General features: G+C 69.4%; 13 protein-coding genes. 5 read left to right on the top strand and 8 right to left on the bottom strand.

Annotation, left to right across the window (positions count from 1 at the left end; genetic code table 11):
* Nucleotides 1-19 precede the first annotated feature (19 nt).
* From HUA75_RS43870 to HUA75_RS43860, 3 genes are all read right to left on the bottom strand, one after another.
* Complete coding sequence (locus HUA75_RS43870) at nt 20-736, bottom strand: hypothetical protein (protein WP_141646717.1); 717 nt, start codon at nt 734-736, stop codon at nt 20-22.
* A 192-nt stretch (nt 737-928) separates the two neighbouring features.
* Nucleotides 929-1,738 carry an SAM-dependent methyltransferase gene (locus HUA75_RS43865; protein WP_141646718.1) on the bottom strand — a complete coding sequence of 270 codons (810 nt, stop codon included), beginning with the start codon at nt 1,736-1,738 and terminating at the stop codon, nt 929-931.
* 49 nt (nt 1,739-1,787) lie between these two features.
* On the bottom strand, nt 1,788-2,897 hold the full coding sequence (locus tag HUA75_RS43860) for a kelch repeat-containing protein (protein WP_174489844.1): 1,110 nt from the start codon (nt 2,895-2,897) through the stop codon (nt 1,788-1,790).
* A 240-nt stretch (nt 2,898-3,137) separates the two neighbouring features.
* On the opposite strand from HUA75_RS43860, the gene HUA75_RS43855 reads away from it, so the two are divergent.
* From HUA75_RS43855 to HUA75_RS43845, 3 genes are all read left to right on the top strand, one after another.
* A complete protein-coding gene (locus tag HUA75_RS43855) occupies nt 3,138-5,375 on the top strand; it encodes an RCC1 repeat-containing protein (protein ID WP_254628081.1) in 2,238 nt (745 codons plus the stop codon).
* Complete coding sequence (locus tag HUA75_RS48160; protein WP_371746333.1) at nt 5,294-5,551, top strand: hypothetical protein; 258 nt, start codon at nt 5,294-5,296, stop codon at nt 5,549-5,551. Before HUA75_RS43855 ends, HUA75_RS48160 begins: the two co-directional genes overlap by 82 nt.
* 129 nt (nt 5,552-5,680) lie before the next feature.
* The gene (locus HUA75_RS43845; protein WP_141644154.1) at nt 5,681-8,971 is read left to right on the top strand and encodes an RCC1 repeat-containing protein; all 3,291 of its coding nucleotides are present in this window, start codon (nt 5,681-5,683) and stop codon (nt 8,969-8,971) included.
* An 85-nt stretch (nt 8,972-9,056) separates the two neighbouring features.
* On the opposite strand, the gene HUA75_RS43840 is transcribed toward HUA75_RS43845, so the two are convergent.
* The 3 genes from HUA75_RS43840 to HUA75_RS43830 all read right to left on the bottom strand — a co-directional run bounded on the left by HUA75_RS43840 (nt 9,057) and on the right by HUA75_RS43830 (nt 13,117).
* Nucleotides 9,057-10,898: a putative Ig domain-containing protein gene (locus HUA75_RS43840; protein WP_174489842.1), complete on the bottom strand. Its 1,842-nt coding sequence runs from the start codon at nt 10,896-10,898 to the stop codon at nt 9,057-9,059.
* 8 nt (nt 10,899-10,906) lie between these two features.
* Nucleotides 10,907-11,704, bottom strand: a complete 798-nt coding sequence (locus HUA75_RS43835) for a right-handed parallel beta-helix repeat-containing protein (RefSeq protein WP_174489841.1) — start codon at nt 11,702-11,704, stop codon at nt 10,907-10,909.
* Between the two features lie 384 nt (nt 11,705-12,088).
* The gene (locus tag HUA75_RS43830; RefSeq protein WP_141644157.1) at nt 12,089-13,117 is read right to left on the bottom strand and encodes a kinetoplast-associated protein; all 1,029 of its coding nucleotides are present in this window, start codon (nt 13,115-13,117) and stop codon (nt 12,089-12,091) included.
* Between the two features lie 260 nt (nt 13,118-13,377).
* On the opposite strand from HUA75_RS43830, the gene asnS reads away from it, so the two are divergent.
* Nucleotides 13,378-14,778, top strand: coding sequence for an asparagine--tRNA ligase (asnS, locus tag HUA75_RS43825; protein ID WP_174458424.1), 1,401 nt, complete (start codon nt 13,378-13,380; stop codon nt 14,776-14,778).
* A gap of 28 nt (nt 14,779-14,806) precedes the next feature.
* Here the strand turns inward: asnS and HUA75_RS43820 are convergent, their stop codons facing one another.
* Both HUA75_RS43820 and HUA75_RS43815 read right to left on the bottom strand, forming a co-directional pair.
* Nucleotides 14,807-16,564 carry a CotH kinase family protein gene (locus tag HUA75_RS43820; RefSeq protein WP_174489840.1) on the bottom strand — a complete coding sequence of 586 codons (1,758 nt, stop codon included), beginning with the start codon at nt 16,562-16,564 and terminating at the stop codon, nt 14,807-14,809.
* An 86-nt stretch (nt 16,565-16,650) separates the two neighbouring features.
* Nucleotides 16,651-17,322 (bottom strand): abortive infection system antitoxin AbiGi family protein, encoded by a 672-nt coding sequence (locus HUA75_RS43815; RefSeq protein WP_254628080.1) that lies wholly within the window; start codon nt 17,320-17,322, stop codon nt 16,651-16,653.
* 270 nt (nt 17,323-17,592) lie between these two features.
* Here HUA75_RS43815 and HUA75_RS43810 point away from each other — a divergent pair, with 270 nt between their 5' ends.
* A complete protein-coding gene (locus HUA75_RS43810; RefSeq protein ID WP_217446550.1) occupies nt 17,593-18,510 on the top strand; it encodes a hypothetical protein in 918 nt (305 codons plus the stop codon).
* The last annotated feature ends 108 nt before the right edge of the window (nt 18,511-18,618 follow it).

The raw sequence follows: 18,618 nt of genomic DNA, 5'->3' as shown, positions 1-18,618 counted from the left end.
GGAAGTCGTCGCCCGCGCGTCATTCCCCGTCGGACGTGCCGCTGCCGCCGTAGCCCCGGGACTCGCCGCGCAGCTTCTCCCAATCACCTCGGGCCTGACGCTCCTCGCCCAGGCGCTGGTCCACCAGCCGCTGCGCCTCCTCCGTGTTGCGCTGGGCGTTGGCCACCGCGCTGGTGAACTCGGCCTCGGAGAGGTCCTTGGCGCGCACGTCATCGCTGTTCCTCAGCGCCTCCATTTCGGCCTGACGAAGGCGCGCGTCGGCCAGCTCCAGCTCGCGCTGGCGAAGGTCCTTGCGAGCCTTCTGGGTCTCGATGGCGCGCTGGCGCCACTCGAGCTGGGCATGGGCGGCCGCCTGCTTGCCCTCGGTGGCCTTCAGCTCCGCCTGGGCTTGCGAGATGTTGGACGCCCGGCCGGTGGCCTGCGCGGCCTCGACGGCCGTCTGGTTGGCCTTGGTGGAGAGCTTCGCGGCCTCCTCGTTGCGCTGGGCGACCTCCGCCGCGCGCTCCGCGTCCTTGACGGCCACGTCCGCGCGCGTGACTTCATCCTGCGCCTTGAGTTGCTCCGCCTGGGCGTTGCGCACGTCGCCGAGCTCCGACTCAGGGACTCGGGCCAGCCAGGACTGGTCGACCTTCTGCTGCTCCTTGCTCGCGGAACGGGATGAGCTGCACCCTCCGAGGACAAGGGCCGTACCGAACACCACTCCCGCCAGCACCTGACGCCGTCTCGTCTGGAACATGATTCCTCCTCACCATCGCGGATCGTTGCCTGCTCGACACGGTAGGCACTCAGCGGTGGTGAGGCAGTCGGCACTGCAGTGCATCGGGCGTTCGCTTCGCGGCGCGCCGGACGGAGGCTCCGTGGGCCTCCCGGAGACGGGCCCCGGGGGGCGGGCCTCGTCCGCCGGCTTGCTTCGCGGACGAGCGCGGGCTCAGCGCTTCTCGAGGATGACCGCGTAGAACTCGATGCCGACGCCCTCGCGGTCCTCCTCGGTGATGTGGCCCACGGGCAGGCCCAGGAACTCGCGCACCGTCATCACTCCGCCGGGGCCGGGCGTCCACGGACCGCACAGGTCCAGATACTCGCGCAGCGAGTAGAGCTGGAAGGACTCGCCCATCTTCTGGAACATGCCGACGAACTGCTCCCACTTCGGCGTGCTCAGGCCCGGGGCCTTCGTCTCGAAGGTCGCGAAGAGCTTGGAGCCGGGCGCGGCCCAGTCATACAAGTCACGGAAGAACTTCCGGTTCTCCTCCGAGGAGAGGAACACGGTGATGCCGTTGGCGCCGAAGGCCACGCGCCGCTCTCCATCCAGGAACGTCTGGACGTCCGGGCGGCGCAGGAAGTCCCCCGCGGAGCGGATGTCGCATTCCATGTAGCGCGTGCGCGGATTGTCGCCGAGCAGGTGCTTGCCGGTGGCGATGGTGAGCGGGTTGATGTCGCTGTAGAGCACCTTGGCCTGCGGCAGCACGGAGTGGACGTGGTCGCTCGTCGGCAGGCCGGAGGCGAAGTCCACCCAGTGATGGAATCCGTCCGAGGACAGGCGCTGGGCGGCGGTGCGCAGACAGCCGCGCAGCATGCGCAACCACTTCCGGGTGGAGGGCACCAGCGAGAACATGAACTCCGCGGCCTGACGGTCCACCTCGAAGTGGTGGGTGCCTCCCAGGGTGTAGTCGTAGATGCGGGCCGCGTCGGGCACGTGGGGGTTGACGCCGGGGATGCGGGCCAGCTCCGGGTTGTCCATGCGTCTGTCTCCGTCGGGGTGGATGCGGATGTAACGGGGTGGCGCGGCTTCAGGGCCGCCAGACTTCGGAAGTCGTCTCCAGCGAGCCATCCGGCGCCACGCGCGTGGTGCCCGCGACGAGGAACGCGCCCTCGCCCAGCGGGACGACGTGGTGTCCCGCGCGGCCCACGGCCAGCGGCATCCCAGGGCTCCAGGTGCCCGTGGCCGGATTCCACAGCTCCACGTCGGTGGCTTCCGCGTAGGTGTCCGAGCGCAGCCCTCCGGACACGGCGGCCCGTCCGTCCGGAAGCGCGGTGAGGGTGAAGCTGGAGCGGGCCAGGCCGAGCGCGCCCGTCGCCGTCCACTGCTCGGTGCGCGGGTCGAAGACTTCGGCGCTCATGAGCGAGGTGCCCTGGTGCCAGCCGCCCACGACGAGGATGCGCCTGTCGGAGAGGGTGACGCCCTCGGCGTCGTCTCGGGCCTCTGTGAGGGGATGGGGGGCGGTCCTCCAGGCCCGTGACGAGGGCTCCCAGAGTTCGGTGCTCAGGTTCAGGGGCGGCGCCAGATGTTCGCCTTCGATGATGGCGAAGCCGAAGCCGTTGTCGCGGCCCCCGGCGATGACGACGCGCTCCCCGCTCACGCACACGGGGCCGGTGTGGAAGATGCGAACCGTCTGGCCCGCGGGCTCCCACGCCGTGGCGCCGGGGCGCAGCACTTCCGCGCGTGTGCCCCGCTCGATGTCGTTGTCATGGTCCGAGCCCAGCACCAGCACCGCGCCGTCCGGGAGCACGCGCGCGACGGGACGCGAGCGCGCGGCCCGCAGCGGCGGGCCGGGGACGAAGCGCCGGGTGTCCGGCTCCCAGTAGCGGGTGCTGTCCAGCTCCGGAGTCGGGTTGTCCCGTCCGCCGATGAGCAGCACGCGTCCGTCCGGGAGCGCCACCGCCGCATGGTCCTGCCGGGGCTCGGGCAGCGGGGAGAGCTCCAACCACTCTTCCCGCGAGGTGTCCCAGAACGCCGCGCCCGTCGACGCGCGAGGCGTGGCGCCGATGCCGTCCCGCTGCCAGCCCTGTCCGCCCGCGAGCAGCGCCCCTCCGGCGACAGCCGTCAGGCTGAACCCGTCGAGCCAGAGGCCGGAGTAGGGGACGCGTCTGCGCGCGGTGGACGGCGGGCTTCGAGTCATGGCGCCATCGTACGCCGGCCCCGCCGCCTGGCGCCTCTGGCCCGGTGAGGTCTCCGGCGACCTGGACGCTGGGATGCACACGTCAGCCGACCCCGAGCGCCGGGGCGGATGCCGGACGTGGGCCGGCCGGGGTGACAACCTGGGAGGGTGGACGAGCCGTGGGTGTCCCAGGCAAAGGCTTGTCTCGCGTGCATGTCTGGTGTTTCTCTGTCCATTCCAAGTCGTGTCGAGGGGGGAGACATGAGCCGTGTGCGCAGTGGTGCCGCCGTGGCTGTCTGGGGTTGTCTATTGGGAGCGCTGTGGCTGTCGGGCTGCGTCGAGCCAGGGGCAACTCCGCCTCCCGAGGACCTTGCTTCCAGCCGCGCCGCGGAAGGCTTCTCCCGTCAAGGCACGGTGATGGCGGGGCGTAATCACACGCTGACGCTGCGCGCAGATGGCACGGTGTGGGCGTGGGGTGGCAACACCTTTGGTCAGCTCGGGGATGGCACGACGACGGCGAAGTCCTCGCCCACACGGATTCGAGGGCCGCTGGGGATGAGTGCCATTGGCGTGGGGGAGCTGCACTCACTCGCGCTGAAGGCCGACGGCACCGTGTGGACGTGGGGAGACAACACCCGGGGGCAGTTGGGGGATGGAACCACCACGCGTCGGGCGTGGCCCCAGCGAGTGCCAGGACTGACGAACGTGGTGCGCATCGCGGGAGGCTTCTCGCATTCGCTGGCGCTCAAGGCGGACGGCACGGTGTGGGCGTGGGGCCTCAACGCCACGGGGCAGCTGGGTGATGGGACGACGTCCCAGCGCCTGGCTCCCACCCAGGTGCAAGGGCTCTTCAACGTCGTGGCCATCGCCGCGGGCAATGCGCACTCCCTGGCGCTGACGGCGGACGGCGCCGTGTGGACATGGGGTGGAAACGCGGATGGTCAGCTCGGCATGGGGGACACGCTCAATCGCACCCTGCCGGTGGCCGTGGCGGGACTGACAGGCGTGACGGCGCTGTCGGGCGGTGGCTCGCACTCGGTGGTGCTCAAGTCGGATGGCACCGTGTGGGCGTGGGGACAGAACACCTACGGCCAGCTCGGCGATGGGACGACGGGGCAGCGCCTGACGCCGACCCAGGTCCTCGGGCTCCTGGACGTGGAGGCGGTGGTGGGCGGAGGCCAGCACTCGGTGGCGTTGAGGGTGGATGGCTCGGTGTGGGCGTGGGGGAACAACCAGCGAGGTCAGTTGGGGGATGGAAGCCTGACGCAGCGCCTGGCTCCGATGCGGGTGACGGGGGTGTCCTTGGTGAAGGGCGTCACGGCGGGCGGGGGACAGCACACGGTGGTGGTGAAGGCGGACGGCACGGTGCTGGCGTGGGGCTCCAACGCGGACGGGCAGGTGGGGGACGGGACGACGTTCCAGGCCTTCGTTCCGACGCGGACGGCGGGCTGGCGGCAGCGGACGGACGTGTCGACGGGGGATGCGCACACGGTGGTGGTGAAGGCGGACGGCACGGTGTGGGCCTGGGGGGAGAACTACCTGGGGCAGCTCGGGGCGGCGGGCCGGCCGGGCCGTGCGACGCCCGGGCAGGTTCCAGGACTGTCGGAGGTGTTGGCGGTGGCGTCTGGCCGGGACCACACGGTGGCGCTCACGCTGGAGGGTTCGGTGTGGACGTGGGGAGGAACCTTCGAGGGCCCCGGTGGGCCGGCGGCTCGCGACGGCCTGCGGACGCCCACGCGCATCACCAGCCTCTCCAACGTGGTGATGGTGGGGGCGGGGATGCACCACTCCGTGGCGCTGAAGGACGACGGCACGGTGTGGGCGTGGTCCATCAATCCCCTGTGGTTCCCGGGTGCGCCCCCGTCGAGCTTCGTGCTGGCTCCGACGCAAGTCTCGGGCCTCACGGGAGTCATCGCGGTGTCGGGGGGCGGCTACAACTTCTTCGCATTGAAGGCGGACGGCACGCTGTGGGCGTGGGGCACCAATCCGCACGGCAACATCGGCGACGGGACGCTGGATGATGCCCCGCTCCCGGTGCGGGTGCTGGGACTGACGGAGGTGATGGATTTCTCCTCGGGGCTGACTCATTCCGTGGCGCTGAAGGCGGACGGCACGGTGTGGACCTGGGGTGAGAACTCCGACGGCCAGCTCGGAGACGGCACCCAGGTCAACCGGCTCTCGCCCATCCAGGTCCAGGGGCTCACGGAAGGGATACGCCTCTCAGCCGGCTTCGCGGACTCCTTCGTGCTGAAGTCGAACGGGACGGTGGAGTCCTGGGGCTTCAATGGCTCCGGGCAACTGGGGGACGGCACGTTCGTCACGCGTTCGGTGCCCGCTCCGCTGACGGGCTTCACGGGGACGGTGTCCCTGTCGGCCGGGCTGCATCACGTGGCGGCGGTGAAGGGGGATGGCTCGGTGTGGACCTGGGGTCTCAACCAGAGCGGGCAGTTGGGCACGGGGACCTTCGTCGACAGCGCCTCGCCCGTGCGCGTGTGGTGATTCGCCGCGGGACCGTGAATGTTCCCGGCCTCTCGGCGCTGTCCGTCGCCGCAGGCGCCGCTCATTCGAATGCGATTCGAGGAGACCGGGGCGTGTGGTCCTGGGGTGACAGCACTTCGGGGCAGCTTGGCACGGGCCTGTCTCCTGTTCGAGTGTCACCCGTGGGGGTCTGGTAGCGCGGCAAAGGCAGCACGAAGTCCGGGAGGGCCTCGTGCTGCTGCGAGCACCCTCCCGACCGCGCCCCTGCTTCGCGCGGGTCCTGTTTGGAAGTTCTCGTCGTCGGGCTGTCTGAAAAGGGGTGTCCCATGGAGCGTGTCGCGAGACGTGTGTCTGGAATCCCGGTGTGCTGGCTGTTGTGCGTGATGTGGCTGGCGAGTTGTGGTGAACCGGGTGCATTCGAAAATTCCGAACTCGGCACCATCCGTGCCGCCGAGGGTGCCTCGCGCCAGGGCACGGTGATGGCGGGGCGGCACCACACGTTGGCGCTGCGCTCGGATGGGACGGTGTGGTCCTGGGGCGGAAATGCCTTTGGACAGTTGGGCAATGGCACCACCCGCCCTCGTCCTGCGCCCACGCGCGTGTGGCGTCTGTTCAGCATCAGGGCCATTGGCGCCGGGGAGCTGCATTCGCTGGCGTTGAAGTCGGACGGGACGGTGTGGTCCTGGGGCTACAACAGCAGCGGCCAGCTCGGGGATGGCAGCCTCGTCTCGCGCTCGGTGCCCGCGGCCCTGCCGAACCTGACGAACGTGGTGGGCATCGCCGCCGGCTTCTCCCACTCCGTGGTCCTGAAGGCGGACGGGACGGTGTGGGCCTGGGGCAACAACGCGACGGGGCAGTTGGGAGATGGGACGACGGTGCGAAAGACGTCACCTGTGCAGGTGCAGGGCCTGACGGGCGTGGTGTCCATCGCGGCGGGCAATGCTCATTCAATGGCGCTGACGGCGGACGGCCGGGTGTGGACGTGGGGCGGAAACGCGGATGGTCAGCTCGGCACGGGAACCCTGACAGGCCGCTTGCTGCCCGCCGTCCTCCCAGGGATGACGGGCGTGACGGCGGTGACCGGTGGTGGCTCTCACTCGGTGCTGTTGAAGACGGATGGCACGGTGTGGAGCTGGGGGAGGAATGACGAGGGGCAACTGGGGCTGGGCACCTCGGCGGCGAGCCTGGTCCCCACGCAGGTGCCAGGGCTGACGGGCGTCGCCGCGGTGGTGGGGGGAGGCCAGCACACGGTGGCGCTGAAGGGGGATGGAACGGTGTGGGCGTGGGGCAGCAACCTGAGAGCGCAGCTGGGAGACGGAACGCAGACGCAAAGACTGTCACCGTTCCAGGTGCCCGGGCTCACGCAGGTCAAGGGCGTGTCGGCGGGAGGTGGGCAGCACTCGGTGGCGGTGGTGGCCACGGGCGAGGTATGGGCCTGGGGCTCCAACTCCGACGGACAGGTGGGGGATGGGACCTATCTGATGAAGCTGGCGCCCGCGCTGACGCGGGGGTTGCTGGAGCGCGTGGAGGCCTCCTCGGGAGGGCGCCATTCCCTGGCGCTCAAGGCGGATGGCACCGCGTGGGCCTGGGGCTCGAATGACCAGTCCCAGCTCGGGGATGGCACGACGCAGACTCGCTGGCTGCCAGTCCAGGTCCCCACGCTGACGCTGATGGCGGCCGTGGCCGCGGGGGCCTACCACTCGGTGGCGCTCAAGGAGAACGGCTCGGTGTGGAGCTGGGGCTCGAACAGTTGGGGAGCGCTGGGGGATGGGACGAACGTCAACCGGGCCCTGCCCGTGAAGGTGGGCACCACGCTCACCGCGTCGGCCGTGGCGGTGGGGGCCTATCATTCGCTGGCCTTGAGCGTGGACGGCTCCGTCTGGGCGTGGGGAGACAATGAGATGGGGCAGCTCGGGGACGGCAATCCCCGGTTCCTGTCCCGGACGGCGCCCGTCAAGGCGCTGGGCCTGGAAGGCGTCGTGGCGCTCTCGGCGGGCGTCGAGCACTCGCTGGCGTTGAAGGCGGATGGAACCGTCTGGACCTGGGGCCGCCAGGACACGTGCGAGGACGTCGAGGACCTGGGGCGGCTGGTCTTCGCGCCCGAGCAGGTGCTGGGGCTGACGGACGTGGTTTCGCTGGGGGCGGGTGTCTGTCATTCGCTGGCGTTGAAGGCGGATGGCACGGTGTGGGCCTGGGGAAGCAACGCGAAGGGTCAGCTGGGGGATGGGAGCTTCACGGCGCGGCTCGCTCCGGCGCGGGTGCCAGGGCTCACGGGGGTGGTGGCGCTGTCGGTGGGGGCCGAGAGTGTCCTGGCCTTGAAGGCGGATGGCACCGTGTGGGGCTGGGGTGCCAACGTCCAGGGGCAGTTGGGAGGGGGCGCCTCGGCGGCGCGTACGAGTCCGGTGCAGGTGCCCGCGCTCACGGGGGTCAGGACGGTCTCCGTGGGGGAGCAGCACTCCCTGGCGGTGAAGGAGGATGGGACGGTCTGGGCGTGGGGTGGGAATGCCGACGGGCAGATTGGCGATGGGGTCGTGGATTGGCAGTTGCTGCCGGTGCGCTCGCAGCTCGTGGCTTCACGCGGGCTGTCCACGGCGTATCAGTTCTCGCTGGGCGTCGCGCTGGACGGGAGCGTCCAGGGCACGGGGGCGAATCTGTCAGGGCAGTTGGGGGATGGGAGCGTCCTGAACCGCGCGCTGCCGGTGGCGGCGCTGGGGCTCACGGAGTGTCGAGCGATTGCCGGCGGTCAAGGGCATACCCTGGCCTTGAAGTCAGATGGGCGGCTGCTCTCCTGGGGGGAGAATCAGGAGGGTGAGCTGGGAGATGGGACGGGGGTGTCCCGGGCGCTGCCCACGTTGATTCCCTCGCCGACGGGAGTGTTGTCCATCGCGGTGGGCAGCCGGCACTCGCTGGCCTTGCTGGGAGATGGCACCGTCCAGTCCTGGGGTTCCAATGTCCAGGGGCAACTGGGTGACGGGACGACCGTGTCCCGAATCCTGCCGGTCCGCGTCCAGGGCTTGACGGGGGTGGCTGCGATTGCGGCGGGCGAGGGCTTCTCCCTGGCGCTCAAGCACGACGGCACGGTGTGGAGCTGGGGGTACAACTCGCTGGGACAGTTGGGCGATAACTCCACGGCCCGGCGGCTGTCGCCGGTGCAGACGCAAGGGCTCACGGGCGTGACGGCTGTCTCGGCTGGACGCACGCATGCGCTGGCCTTGAAGGGAGATGGGACCATCTGGGGCTGGGGGTCCAATACCTATGGCGAGCTGGGGGATGGCACCCAGGTGCGCAAGCTGTTGCCCGTGCAGGTGAGCGGGGTGGCGGGGGCTGTCACCCTGGACGCGGGCGAGCACCACAGCCTCGCGGTGACGACGGGTGGCAAGGTCTGGTCCTGGGGGCGCAACCAGCAGGGCCAGCTGGGCAGCGGGGTGAAGTCCAACTGGCGGCTGTTGCCGGCACAGGTGGCGGGGCTGACGGGCGCCGTGTCCGTGGGGGCGGGAGGTGAGCACTCGCTCGCCGTGCTCGCGGACCGGAGTGTCTGGGCTTGGGGCAGCAGCAGCCATGGGCAGCTGGGCACGGGGCTCTCCAGCTTCCGTGCCGCGCCCGTGCTGGTCTGGTAGCGCGAGGATTCAACCCCACCCGTGACGACGGCGGCCTCGATGCCAGCGTCGGACACGGGTGGGGGTTCCCTCGGCGTATACGACTTCAGCCTGGAGTCGGTGACTCCCGACGCCGACGGTTCAACACGAGCAGCAGCAGCGTCAGCAGGACTCCGCCCGGCGCTCCGGACTGTCGACAGCCGCATCCGCTGTCACCCTCCTCGACGGGCGCCTTGGCGGGCAGGACCTCCAACGTCAGGGGCGCCGCGTCGACTCCACCGAAGCGGGTGTCTCCGCTGTACATCGCGCTCAAGGTGTACTGGCCCGGAGCAAGCGGCGCGAGCGTGTGTTTCGCCTCGCGGGAGGTCACGGTGACGACCTCCAGCACCTCCGTGCCCCGGAAGAACGTCACCGTCCCCGAGGGCTCTCCCTGTCCGCCCACGATGCTCGCGGTGACGGACACCGCCTCTCCCGCATACGCCGGGTTGGCCGAGGCCTGGAGCTGAACCGTGGCCTCCTGGAAGTCGGCGGAGCGAGCGACGGCCAGGGTGTAGCTCTGGCTCGACGAGCAGCGCCCGCCATCCGTCGCGGTCAGGGTGATGGGGAAGGAGCCGGGCTGCGTGGGCATTCCCGTGAGGACGCCGTCACGGAGCTGGAGTCCACGGGGCAGCGCCCCATCGAGCACGAACGTCGTCGTGCCCTCGCCACCCTCATGCACGAAGGGTGTCTGCGCATAGACCTGTCCCGTGGTCCCCGCGGCCAACACGGTGGGGCCCAGCGTCATGGGCGGACAGGCCACCGCGAGCGTGAAGTCGCGTGACGCCGTGCACCCATTCCCATCCGTCGCCGTCACCGTGAAGGGATGGTCGCCGCCCTCCTCGGGAGTGCCCGAGAAGACGCCGCCCTCCAACCGGAAGCCCCGAGGCAGGGCCCCCGACACCGTCGAGGTGACGCTCCCCATGGCCCCCAGCACGGCGAGCTCCACCGGAGCGAAGACTCCACCCCGGGCAATCCCCGGCAGCGCCGCGTCCTCCAGCAAGACGGCTCCCGTGGGACACGTCGACGCGGAGCCTCCCGCCATCCGGTTGTTGCCGAAGGACAGGATGGTGCCCGTGCCGATGAGCCGCGTGGTGGCCAGCACATTGGCGTCCACGGCGGCGCGGGACAGCCTTAGCAGCGTCTGACTCCCACTCCCCACCGAGGCGGCATGCAGGCCCACGCCATTGTGCGTGAGCCGGGCCCGCTCCACGTTGAGCTGGACCTTGCCGCCATCGTCCGTCCGGGCCCAGATGCCGGCCTCGGCATTGTCGGACGCCGTCAGCTCATTCACCGTCGCCACACTGCCCGCGCCGAGCCAGAGCCCCTGGCGATTCCCCGAAAGGTTGCCGCGCGAGATGACGGCAGAGGCCACCCCGGACGGCGAACTCACCCTGACGCCAGCGCCCCCATTTCCCGAAACCACGACATCGGCGAGGACCAGCTGGCCACCCGCCTCGGGCGAGAAGCGGATGCCGTCCTGCTGGAAGCCATGAATCTGTACGCGCTCGACATGCAGCGCCCGCCCGCTGTTGAACGCGATACCCGTCGTTCCGCGCGTGCCCGCGCTCCCGGTCAGGGAGAGCCGACGCAGCACCACCACGTCCTGAGGGCCGGCGTTGATGGTGATTCCCGGGATGCCGGACGCGCTCACCTTGCCGGCCGGCCCACCATCAATCGTGATGGCCTTGGTGATGACCAACGTGCCGAAGCTGCCGGCGTCCAGCACATCGACTTCCCCCCCCGCGGCCGTCTTGCTGATGGCCCCCGCGAACGTCTTGCACGGCGCGGTGCGGGAACACGGGTTCGCGTCGTCGCCCACGGCCGACACCCAGGTGCGCGTTGCCTGGGCCAGCGCGGGAGTGGACGCGCAGAGCGCGACCACGAGGATGCAGCGCAAGTGGACCCCCATCGCGCGGCTCAATTCTGAGGCAGCGTGGTGGAGGGGGAACCATCCGTGCCGTTGCCCGCGGCGACGCGATTGTTCCCGAACGAGACGACCGGGCCGTCCAGCCCCAGGCCCGTGTTGTGGCCCACCATCGTGTCGGAGATGCGCACCTGCGCCGGGGCCTCCGCCTTGATTCCGACGCCGTTCTGCGCCACCACGGCCCGCTCCAGCGTCACCTGCGCACCGCCCACCGCCAGGACGCCCTGGCCGGAGTGGCCCACCACCGTCGTGTCATTCACGGTGACGCGCGCGCCGTTCAGCACGTGGAGCCCGATGAGGCCGGACGCAATCTGGCTGTTTCCAATCACGGCCCCGCCGCTCGCCACCTGGATGCCACCCGAGGTTTCACCGGCGCTCGTCGGCGCCCTGGCGACCGCACCGTTGACCGTCGTGTTGCGCACGACGAGCTGCACGGCGCCCGCGCCAGGCAGGACGTTGATGCCCGAGCCGGTGAACCCCTGAATCGTGCAGTTCTCCACCAGCACCTTGTCCGCCGCGAGGATGCGGATGGCGTCCAGTCCCGTGGTGCCGCCATTGATGGCGACATTTCTCAGGATGACGGTGGCGCCGGCCGCGTTCACGACCACGCCATGCGTCCCCGAATAGAGGATGCCTCCGGCACTGGGCCCGCCGTCAATCGTGATGGACTTGGTGATGGTCAGCGCGCCGTAGCCACCCGGGTCCATGGCATCGACCTCTCCACCCGTGGCCGTCTTGCTGAGCGCCCCCATGAACGTCTTGCACGGCGCGGTGCGAGAGCAGGGGTTCACATCATCCCCCACGCCCGAGACCCACGTGCGGGTCGCCTGGGCCGAGGCGGAGGACCCCACGAGCAGGCACAGCAGGGCGGGAAGCGCGAACAGACCCCTCGCGCGGGAAAGAGCAGAGCCAGGATTGGACATGGTGAGACAGGCTACCCCGCTCGTGCTCACTCCACGAACGACGCCCGCGCGTGACTCATCCCAGGACAGCCCGAGTCCATCGGCACTCAGATTCTTCAAGGTGTTTCAGCCTTTCCCATGAAAGCTGAACGCACCCAGGAAGGGGTGTTTCAGCCTTTCGCATGAAGGCTGAACGCACCTTGTCGAATTCCTTCGCGCGGGACGCTCGCCAGGCCGAGCGCGGCAAGCGTCCCCGTGTGGCTCCAGCCGGGATTACTTCGTCTTGTTGTACTCGCGGCTGGCGATGACACCCTGCACTTCGGCCAGGGCGCGGGCGCCGGAGGCGGACTCGAGCGCCTTCTCGGCGATGGTCTGCACCTGGCGCTTGGCGTCCGCCAGCTCCGCCTGGAGCGACTGGATGGCCTGCGCCTGCTTGGTGTTCGTGTCCTTGAGCGACGCAATCTCCATGCTGGCCACGCGCTGCGACGTCTCCGCGTCCTTCGTGGCGAGCGTGAGCTTCAGGTCCCACTCCGACTTCACGCGGTTGCCGACGATGGCCGCCGCCGTGTCCGCTTCCTTCTTCAGCACCGCCGGGAACTCGGACACCTGCTTGCGCAGGTCCTCCAGCTCCTTCTCGCGCAGCTTCAGCGCGTCCTCGCGCGTGGCCCAGTCCTTCTCCAGCTTCTCCTTGCGGTCCCGCTCCGCCGCGGACTGCACGCGCAGTCCTTCCGCGAACGCGTCCTGCTCCTTCTTGCGCAGGTTCTGGACGTCATACGCGTACTGCTCCTCCGCCCGCTGGCGCGCCATCTGCGCCGCCTCACGCTCGGTGGCCAGGTCCGTGGCCGCCTTGGCGCGCGTGTCCTCGATGTCCTTGTTCAGCCGCTCCATCTCCTCCTGCAGCTCCGCCTTGCGCTTGTCGTACTCCGCCACGAGCACGTCCACGGCGCTGGCCGCCACGTCCTTGCCGTGCAGCTCCGACAGCTCGTCCGTCTTGAGCTGGATGGCCTCATCCAACTGCTTCATCTCCTCCACCAGCGCGATGACCTGCTCGTTGATGCCCGAAAGCGTCTTGTTGATGGTGAGCCCCGCCTCGGTGACTTTCTTCACCGCGGACTCGGCCGACAGGGTGGAGACGTCCGCCAGCACGTTCTTGGCGTGGGTGTCCCGGGCCTCCTGCTCCTTGGCGGGGACGACGGGCTTGCTGCGCGCCTTGCGAGCCAGGTCCTCGAAGGCGGCCTTGGTGGACTCCGAGGAGCGGTTGCGGGCGGCGGACTTGCGGGAAGCGGACTTGCGCGTAGCCATGTGACTCTCCAGGTAGGGCACGGCCAGGCGGGCCAGGGCGGCTCGCGAATGACGTGCGGGTTTCGTGGGATTCGTGGTCCCCTTTTCGGGCGACCATGGGAGAAGAGTACCTGTGGGGTCTGACATGGTTGGCCGGGTTCCAGGCATCCGTCCGGGGCCCGGAAACAGGCGTTTGGGGCCCCGGAAAGCCACACCGGGCTTGTCCTTCGGGCCGGCGCGCGGCTAACTCGCCCCCCGAATCCGCTCAAGGGAGAGCGTCAATGCAGGTCGTCAGTGTGAAGCAGGTCCTCGCCGGCGCGGTGGAGGCAGGGACGAAGGTGGAGGTCCGTGGCTGGGTTCGCACCCGGCGCGACTCGAAGGCGGGCATCAGCTTCGTCAATGTCAGCGATGGCTCGGTGTTCGACCCCCTCCAGGTGGTCGCCCCCAATTCGCTGCCCAACTACGAGAAGGAGATCCTCCACCTCACCGCGGGCTGCTCCGTCGTGTGCCGCGGCACGCTGGTGAAGTCCCAGGGCAAGGGCCAGGCCTTCGAGGTCCAGGCCGACGAGGTCCAGGTGCTGGGCTTCGTGGACGACCCGGACACGTACCCCATTCAGCCCAAGCAGCACACGCTGGAGTTCCTGCGCGACGTGGCCCACCTGCGCGTGCGCACCAACACGTTCAGCGCCATTACCCGCGTGCGTCACCGCGCGGCGCAGGCCGTCCACCGCTTCTTCGACCAGGAGGGGTTCTTCTGGGTCAACACGCCCATCATCACCGCGAGCGACGCGGAGGGCGCCGGGCAGATGTTCCGCGTGTCCACGCTGGACACCGTCAATCCGCCCCGCACGCCGGAAGGCAAGATTGACTGGCACAAGGACTTCTTCGGCAAGGAGGCGTACCTCACCGTCTCCGGCCAGCTCAACGTGGAGGCCTACGCCATGGCCATGTCGAAGGTGTACACCTTCGGCCCCACGTTCCGCGCGGAGAACTCCAACACCACGCGCCACCTGGCAGAGTTCTGGATGATCGAACCGGAGATCGCCTTCGCGGACCTGAACGCGGACGCGGACCTGGCCGAGCGCTTCCTCAAGTTCGTCTTCAAGGCGGTGCTGGAGGACTGTGGCCCCGACTTCAAGTTCTTCGAGGAGCGCGTGCAGAAGGGCGTCACGGAGCGCCTGGAGAAGTTCATCCACTCCAGCTTCGAGCGCCTGACCTACACGGAGGCGATTGAAATCCTCAAGAAGGCGAAGAAGAAGTTCGAGTACGCGCCGGAGTGGGGCAAGGACCTCCAGACGGAGCACGAGCGCTACCTGTCCGAGGAGCACGTGGGGAGGCCCGTGGTGGTGATGAACTACCCGGAGGAGATCAAGGCCTTCTACATGCGCATCAACGAGGACGGGAAGACGGTGGCGGCCATGGACGTGCTGGCCCCGGGCATCGGCGAAATCATCGGCGGCAGCCAGCGCGAGGAGCGCCTGGACGTGCTGGACGCGCGCATGAAGCGCTTCGGCTTGGACCCGGCCCACTACCAGTGGTACCGGGATTTGCGCCGCTACGGCACGGTGCCGCACGCGGGCTTCGGCTTGGGCTTCGAGCGGCTCATCGTCTACATGTGCGGCCTGCAGAACATCCGCGACGCCATTCCCTACCCGCGCGTTCCGGGCTGGGCGCAGTTCTAGTCGGGGCAGTCCACCGGCGGGGAGGACGTCAGGGCAGTTGGGACTGGAGCGCGGGCCAGCGGGTGCGAACCCACTGGCGCACGTACTCCAGCTCCTCCTCGTAGGTGAGGAAGTCCGTGCGCTGGTACCAGGCGGGGAAGTTGCCCTCGCCCACGGTGCCGGGCGCGCCCAGGGCGCGGTACTCCAATTGCCACCGCGCCCAGTCTCGCCTCGCGACGGCGGACGTCTCCTTCTCGTAGCCGTCGATGAGCGCGAGCACGTTCTCCAGCTTCAGCTCGTTGCGCAGCAGCGCCCGGTAGCGCTCGCGCATGGGCCCCGCGAAGGTCGGGTCCGCGAGCAGCCGCGCGAAGATGCGGTTGTTCCCGGTGAAGGTGTTGCGCGTCGTCGGCGAGGTGCGCGTGGTGTCGAAGTTCTGGCCGAAGCTCGCATCGAGGTCCCAGGGGATGAAGCGCCAGGGGCCCTGCGTCTTCGGGTCATACGCGTGATAGGCGTTCTTCGAGTGGGAGTCCGTCCCGAGGATGAGGGAGTTGAAGATCCACCAGTCCTCGTAGTCCTTCAGGCGGGTGCGCTGCGGGAAGCTTGCGCGGAACGTGGCGTCGTCGGAGTCCGCCACGAAGGTGATGAAGGCCTCCAGGGTGTCCCAGGCGTGGGGCTGGCCCATCTCCGGCTCGCCGACCTTCTTCTCGAAGCCCTCGCGCAGTGACGCCTTGGGCTCGCCGTTCTTGCGGATGCGGGAGAAGTTGGCGTCGTTCTCCACGGCCTTGAACAGGTCCGAGTCCTTGTCCATGCCGTGCTCCGCCATCAGCCGCTTGTGGGGCAGGTCCGCCGCCGTATAGAGGCCGAGGAAGCGGTTGTTGGCATAGAGCACCGCGCTGAAGGTGCGCACGCGGATGTGCTCGGGTGACATGCGGCTCCACAGGTCGAACGCGAGCCGCGTGCGCACGTAGGAGTTGTCATTGAACGTGGTGACGAGCGCCACGCGCTTCTTCTTGAGGAAGCCGTCGCCGTGGACGGGCTCGTTGAAGAGGTCCTCGTCCGGGAACTCCAGCGTGAAGCTGCGCTTGGGGAAGGCCCCGGACGTGGCGCCCCGGTACTTGGCTTCGATGTTGTAGGTGCGGCCCCGGTAGATGAGCTGCGCGGGCTTGTCGCTGCCGGAGGTGAGGGGCGGCGTGTAGATGAGGTGGAAGACGGGCAGCCCGTACTCTTCCGTGTACTTCGTCGGGTCGACGATTTTGATGTTGCCGGGGCCTCCGTCGTTCTCCGCCACGCCGACCTTGAGGGTGCCCGTTTCATTGCTCGTGTGCTCGCGCAGGACGAGGTGCCATACGGCGGCCTGGTCCCTGCCGGGCGTCCAGCGCAGGGTGGCGGTGGCTTCATCGAAGGTGGCGCCGGGCGGAAGGTTGTCCACGCCGAAGCGCAGCCCCGTCGTGGTGCTCCCGGTGGAGCACGTCACGGTGGCCGTGACGAGCTGCCCTTCCGTCAGCCAGCGCGTCTCGCCCGCGGTGGGAGCGCAGACAATGGGCGCGGGGCCCGCATTGGGAGGACCCGCGTCCGGAAGGGGGCTCCCCGCATCGGGCACGCCCGCGTCCGGAAGCTCCTGGGGATTCGTGGGGGGCGGGTCGGGGATGGTCCCCGAAGGTCCCGTCGGCTCGTCCGGAGGGTCACCTCCAGGGCCGGGGGAGGTGCCACCCCCACAGGCCACCGTCAGACAAACGACACACGCCAGCACGCCTCGCGACAAGCTTCTTCCGGCCACTGTGTAGCTCCCCCGTGTCCACCCACCCATGTCGGAGCGGAAGAGATAGGCATCCGGAGAAGCGCTGACAGGCCCCCCGCCCCGCACCGGTGTTGGCTCATGGACGCAAGGGGTGACTATCCGGCCCGGAGGCGCACGGAGTCCTCCGCGTGTTTCGCCAGCGCCGCGGCGATCTGGGGCGCCGTCCACAGCGGATCCAGACAGGGGCAGAAGTAGCCAGGGCCCGCCTTCTCACGCACGGCCCACTCGAAGAAGCCGCGAGCTGTCGGGTGCAGCTCCTCCGGGAGGAAGAGTGCCGCCACGTCGTACTCGGTGAAGCGCAAGAGGCCCGGCACGCGCCACTCCCGCTCCCAGTCGAAGCGGTAGTTGTAGGGCGCGTTGTGCTTGTCGCCCTGGATGTCCACGAAGGGCGTCATGGCCCAGAGCGGGTGTGCTCGCGAGTCCGTCGCCGCCAGCGCCTGGTCCACCTGGTGCTTCAAGGAGAGGTGCGCGGGCGAGGCGTACTGGACGTACCAGACGGGGCCGCCACCCTGGGAGAGGATGAAGCTCTTGCTGAAGCCGATGCCATACAGGCTGCGGCGCTGGACGAGCCTGTCGAGCTGGTCGAGCGGAATCTCGCTGAAGCAGACGGCTCGGTGCCGGTCCGCGACCTGGGGCTCCTTGCGCGCCAGCCCGAAGCCCTGGGCGCCCGGGATGAGCGTCCGCGTGCCCAGGATGTTCATCATGTTCTGGTAGGCGTCATGGAATGGCGGTCCGGGCTTCGTGAAGTGCACCACGAAGTCAGACATGTCGCGCCACTGTGAGTTCGCCTGATAGCCCAGCATCGTCCAATCCCCGGAGGCAATGTCCCGGAGCGAGGTGGGCGATGCAACCGGACTGCATTCGCGACCCCGCTGCCTGCCCGCCCTGCCGACGACGGGCCCGGTGCTCGGTGGCGTCAGGAGTCGACGCGAAGGGGCATCGCGAGCGCTGTCTCCGCTGGTCCGTCGGGGTGTTGGCCGGTGGGCGACATCACAATCGTTGTCGAGCGGAGTGGGCCTCCGCGGGGGGAGCGAGCGATGCGCCACGATGGACGGTTGTCACCAGTCGAGCTGATGCGGCGTCTGACCCTGTCACTCGAGCGAATCGCCGCCCATGGGCTCACGAGCGGCGCCATCCAGGGGGCCTCGGAGGGACTCCAGGCGGAGCTGCCAGGGCTCGACGGACAGCTTCGTCAGCTCATCCAAGACGCCGTGGCCCTGCTTGCTCGGGAGGTCGAGGTCGCGGCCGAGCGTCCTCGCGGTTCGTGGTCTCGCTCGCTCGCGGAGAGCGCGGTGCAGGGCGTGGTGGCGGAGCTGCGGCGCTCGATGCCCGGGGCGGATGCGTTGTCCCATGACCTCCTCGCGCGGGTGAATGGGTGGTTGGACCACTCGGCCAGGGCGGCGGACCAGCGTCAGCGGGAGCTTCGCCAGCCCGGTGCGCGGGCCCGGACGCTGGCGACGGGCGCGGTGCGAGGCGCGGTGCTGGAGCTGGAGCACGAGATGCCCGTGCTGGCGCCCATCGCCTCGGAGGTGGCGTCCCAGGCGGGGCGCGGGCTCGTCGAGGGACTGAGCACGGCCCTGGATGCGCGGACCGAGCGGCTCGACGAGGTGCTGGAGCAGGTGGGGCGGCGGTTCATCCACGCCGTGGTGGGGCAGCTGGAGCTGGAGCTGAAAGAGCACCGCGAGCGCTCCGACGTGGATGTGGGCGTCGTCGTCGCGACAATGGCCGAGCGCACGGCGACCGCGACGGTGCGGGGCGCCTCCGAGGAGCTGCGACGCCAGCTCCGTACGACGCGAGACGAGCTGGGGAATCCTTCGCTGCGAAGCGCCAGCCGAGAGGTGACGCTGGGCGTGTTCTCCGCGTTGTCGGAGCGGCTGCGCATGCCCCTTGCCGTCGCGATGGGAGCGGGCGGCGCGCTCATGCTCACCGCGTTCACCCTCGCCAGGCGACGCTGAGCGGCGCGTGGCCCGGGTGCTTCGACGGAAAAAGCCCGAGGCCGACGAACTGCAGCGCGAGGTGGGGGAATGCGGATAGGCTGACCGGACGACACGAGGTCCTCCGGG

The organism is Myxococcus sp. CA040A, from assembly GCF_013336725.1.
Classification (GTDB): domain Bacteria; phylum Myxococcota; class Myxococcia; order Myxococcales; family Myxococcaceae; genus Myxococcus; species Myxococcus llanfairpwllgwyngyllgogerychwyrndrobwllllantysiliogogogochensis.
The sequence above is the reverse complement of the archived record's forward strand: the minus strand, read 5'-3'. Positions and strand labels throughout refer to the sequence as shown.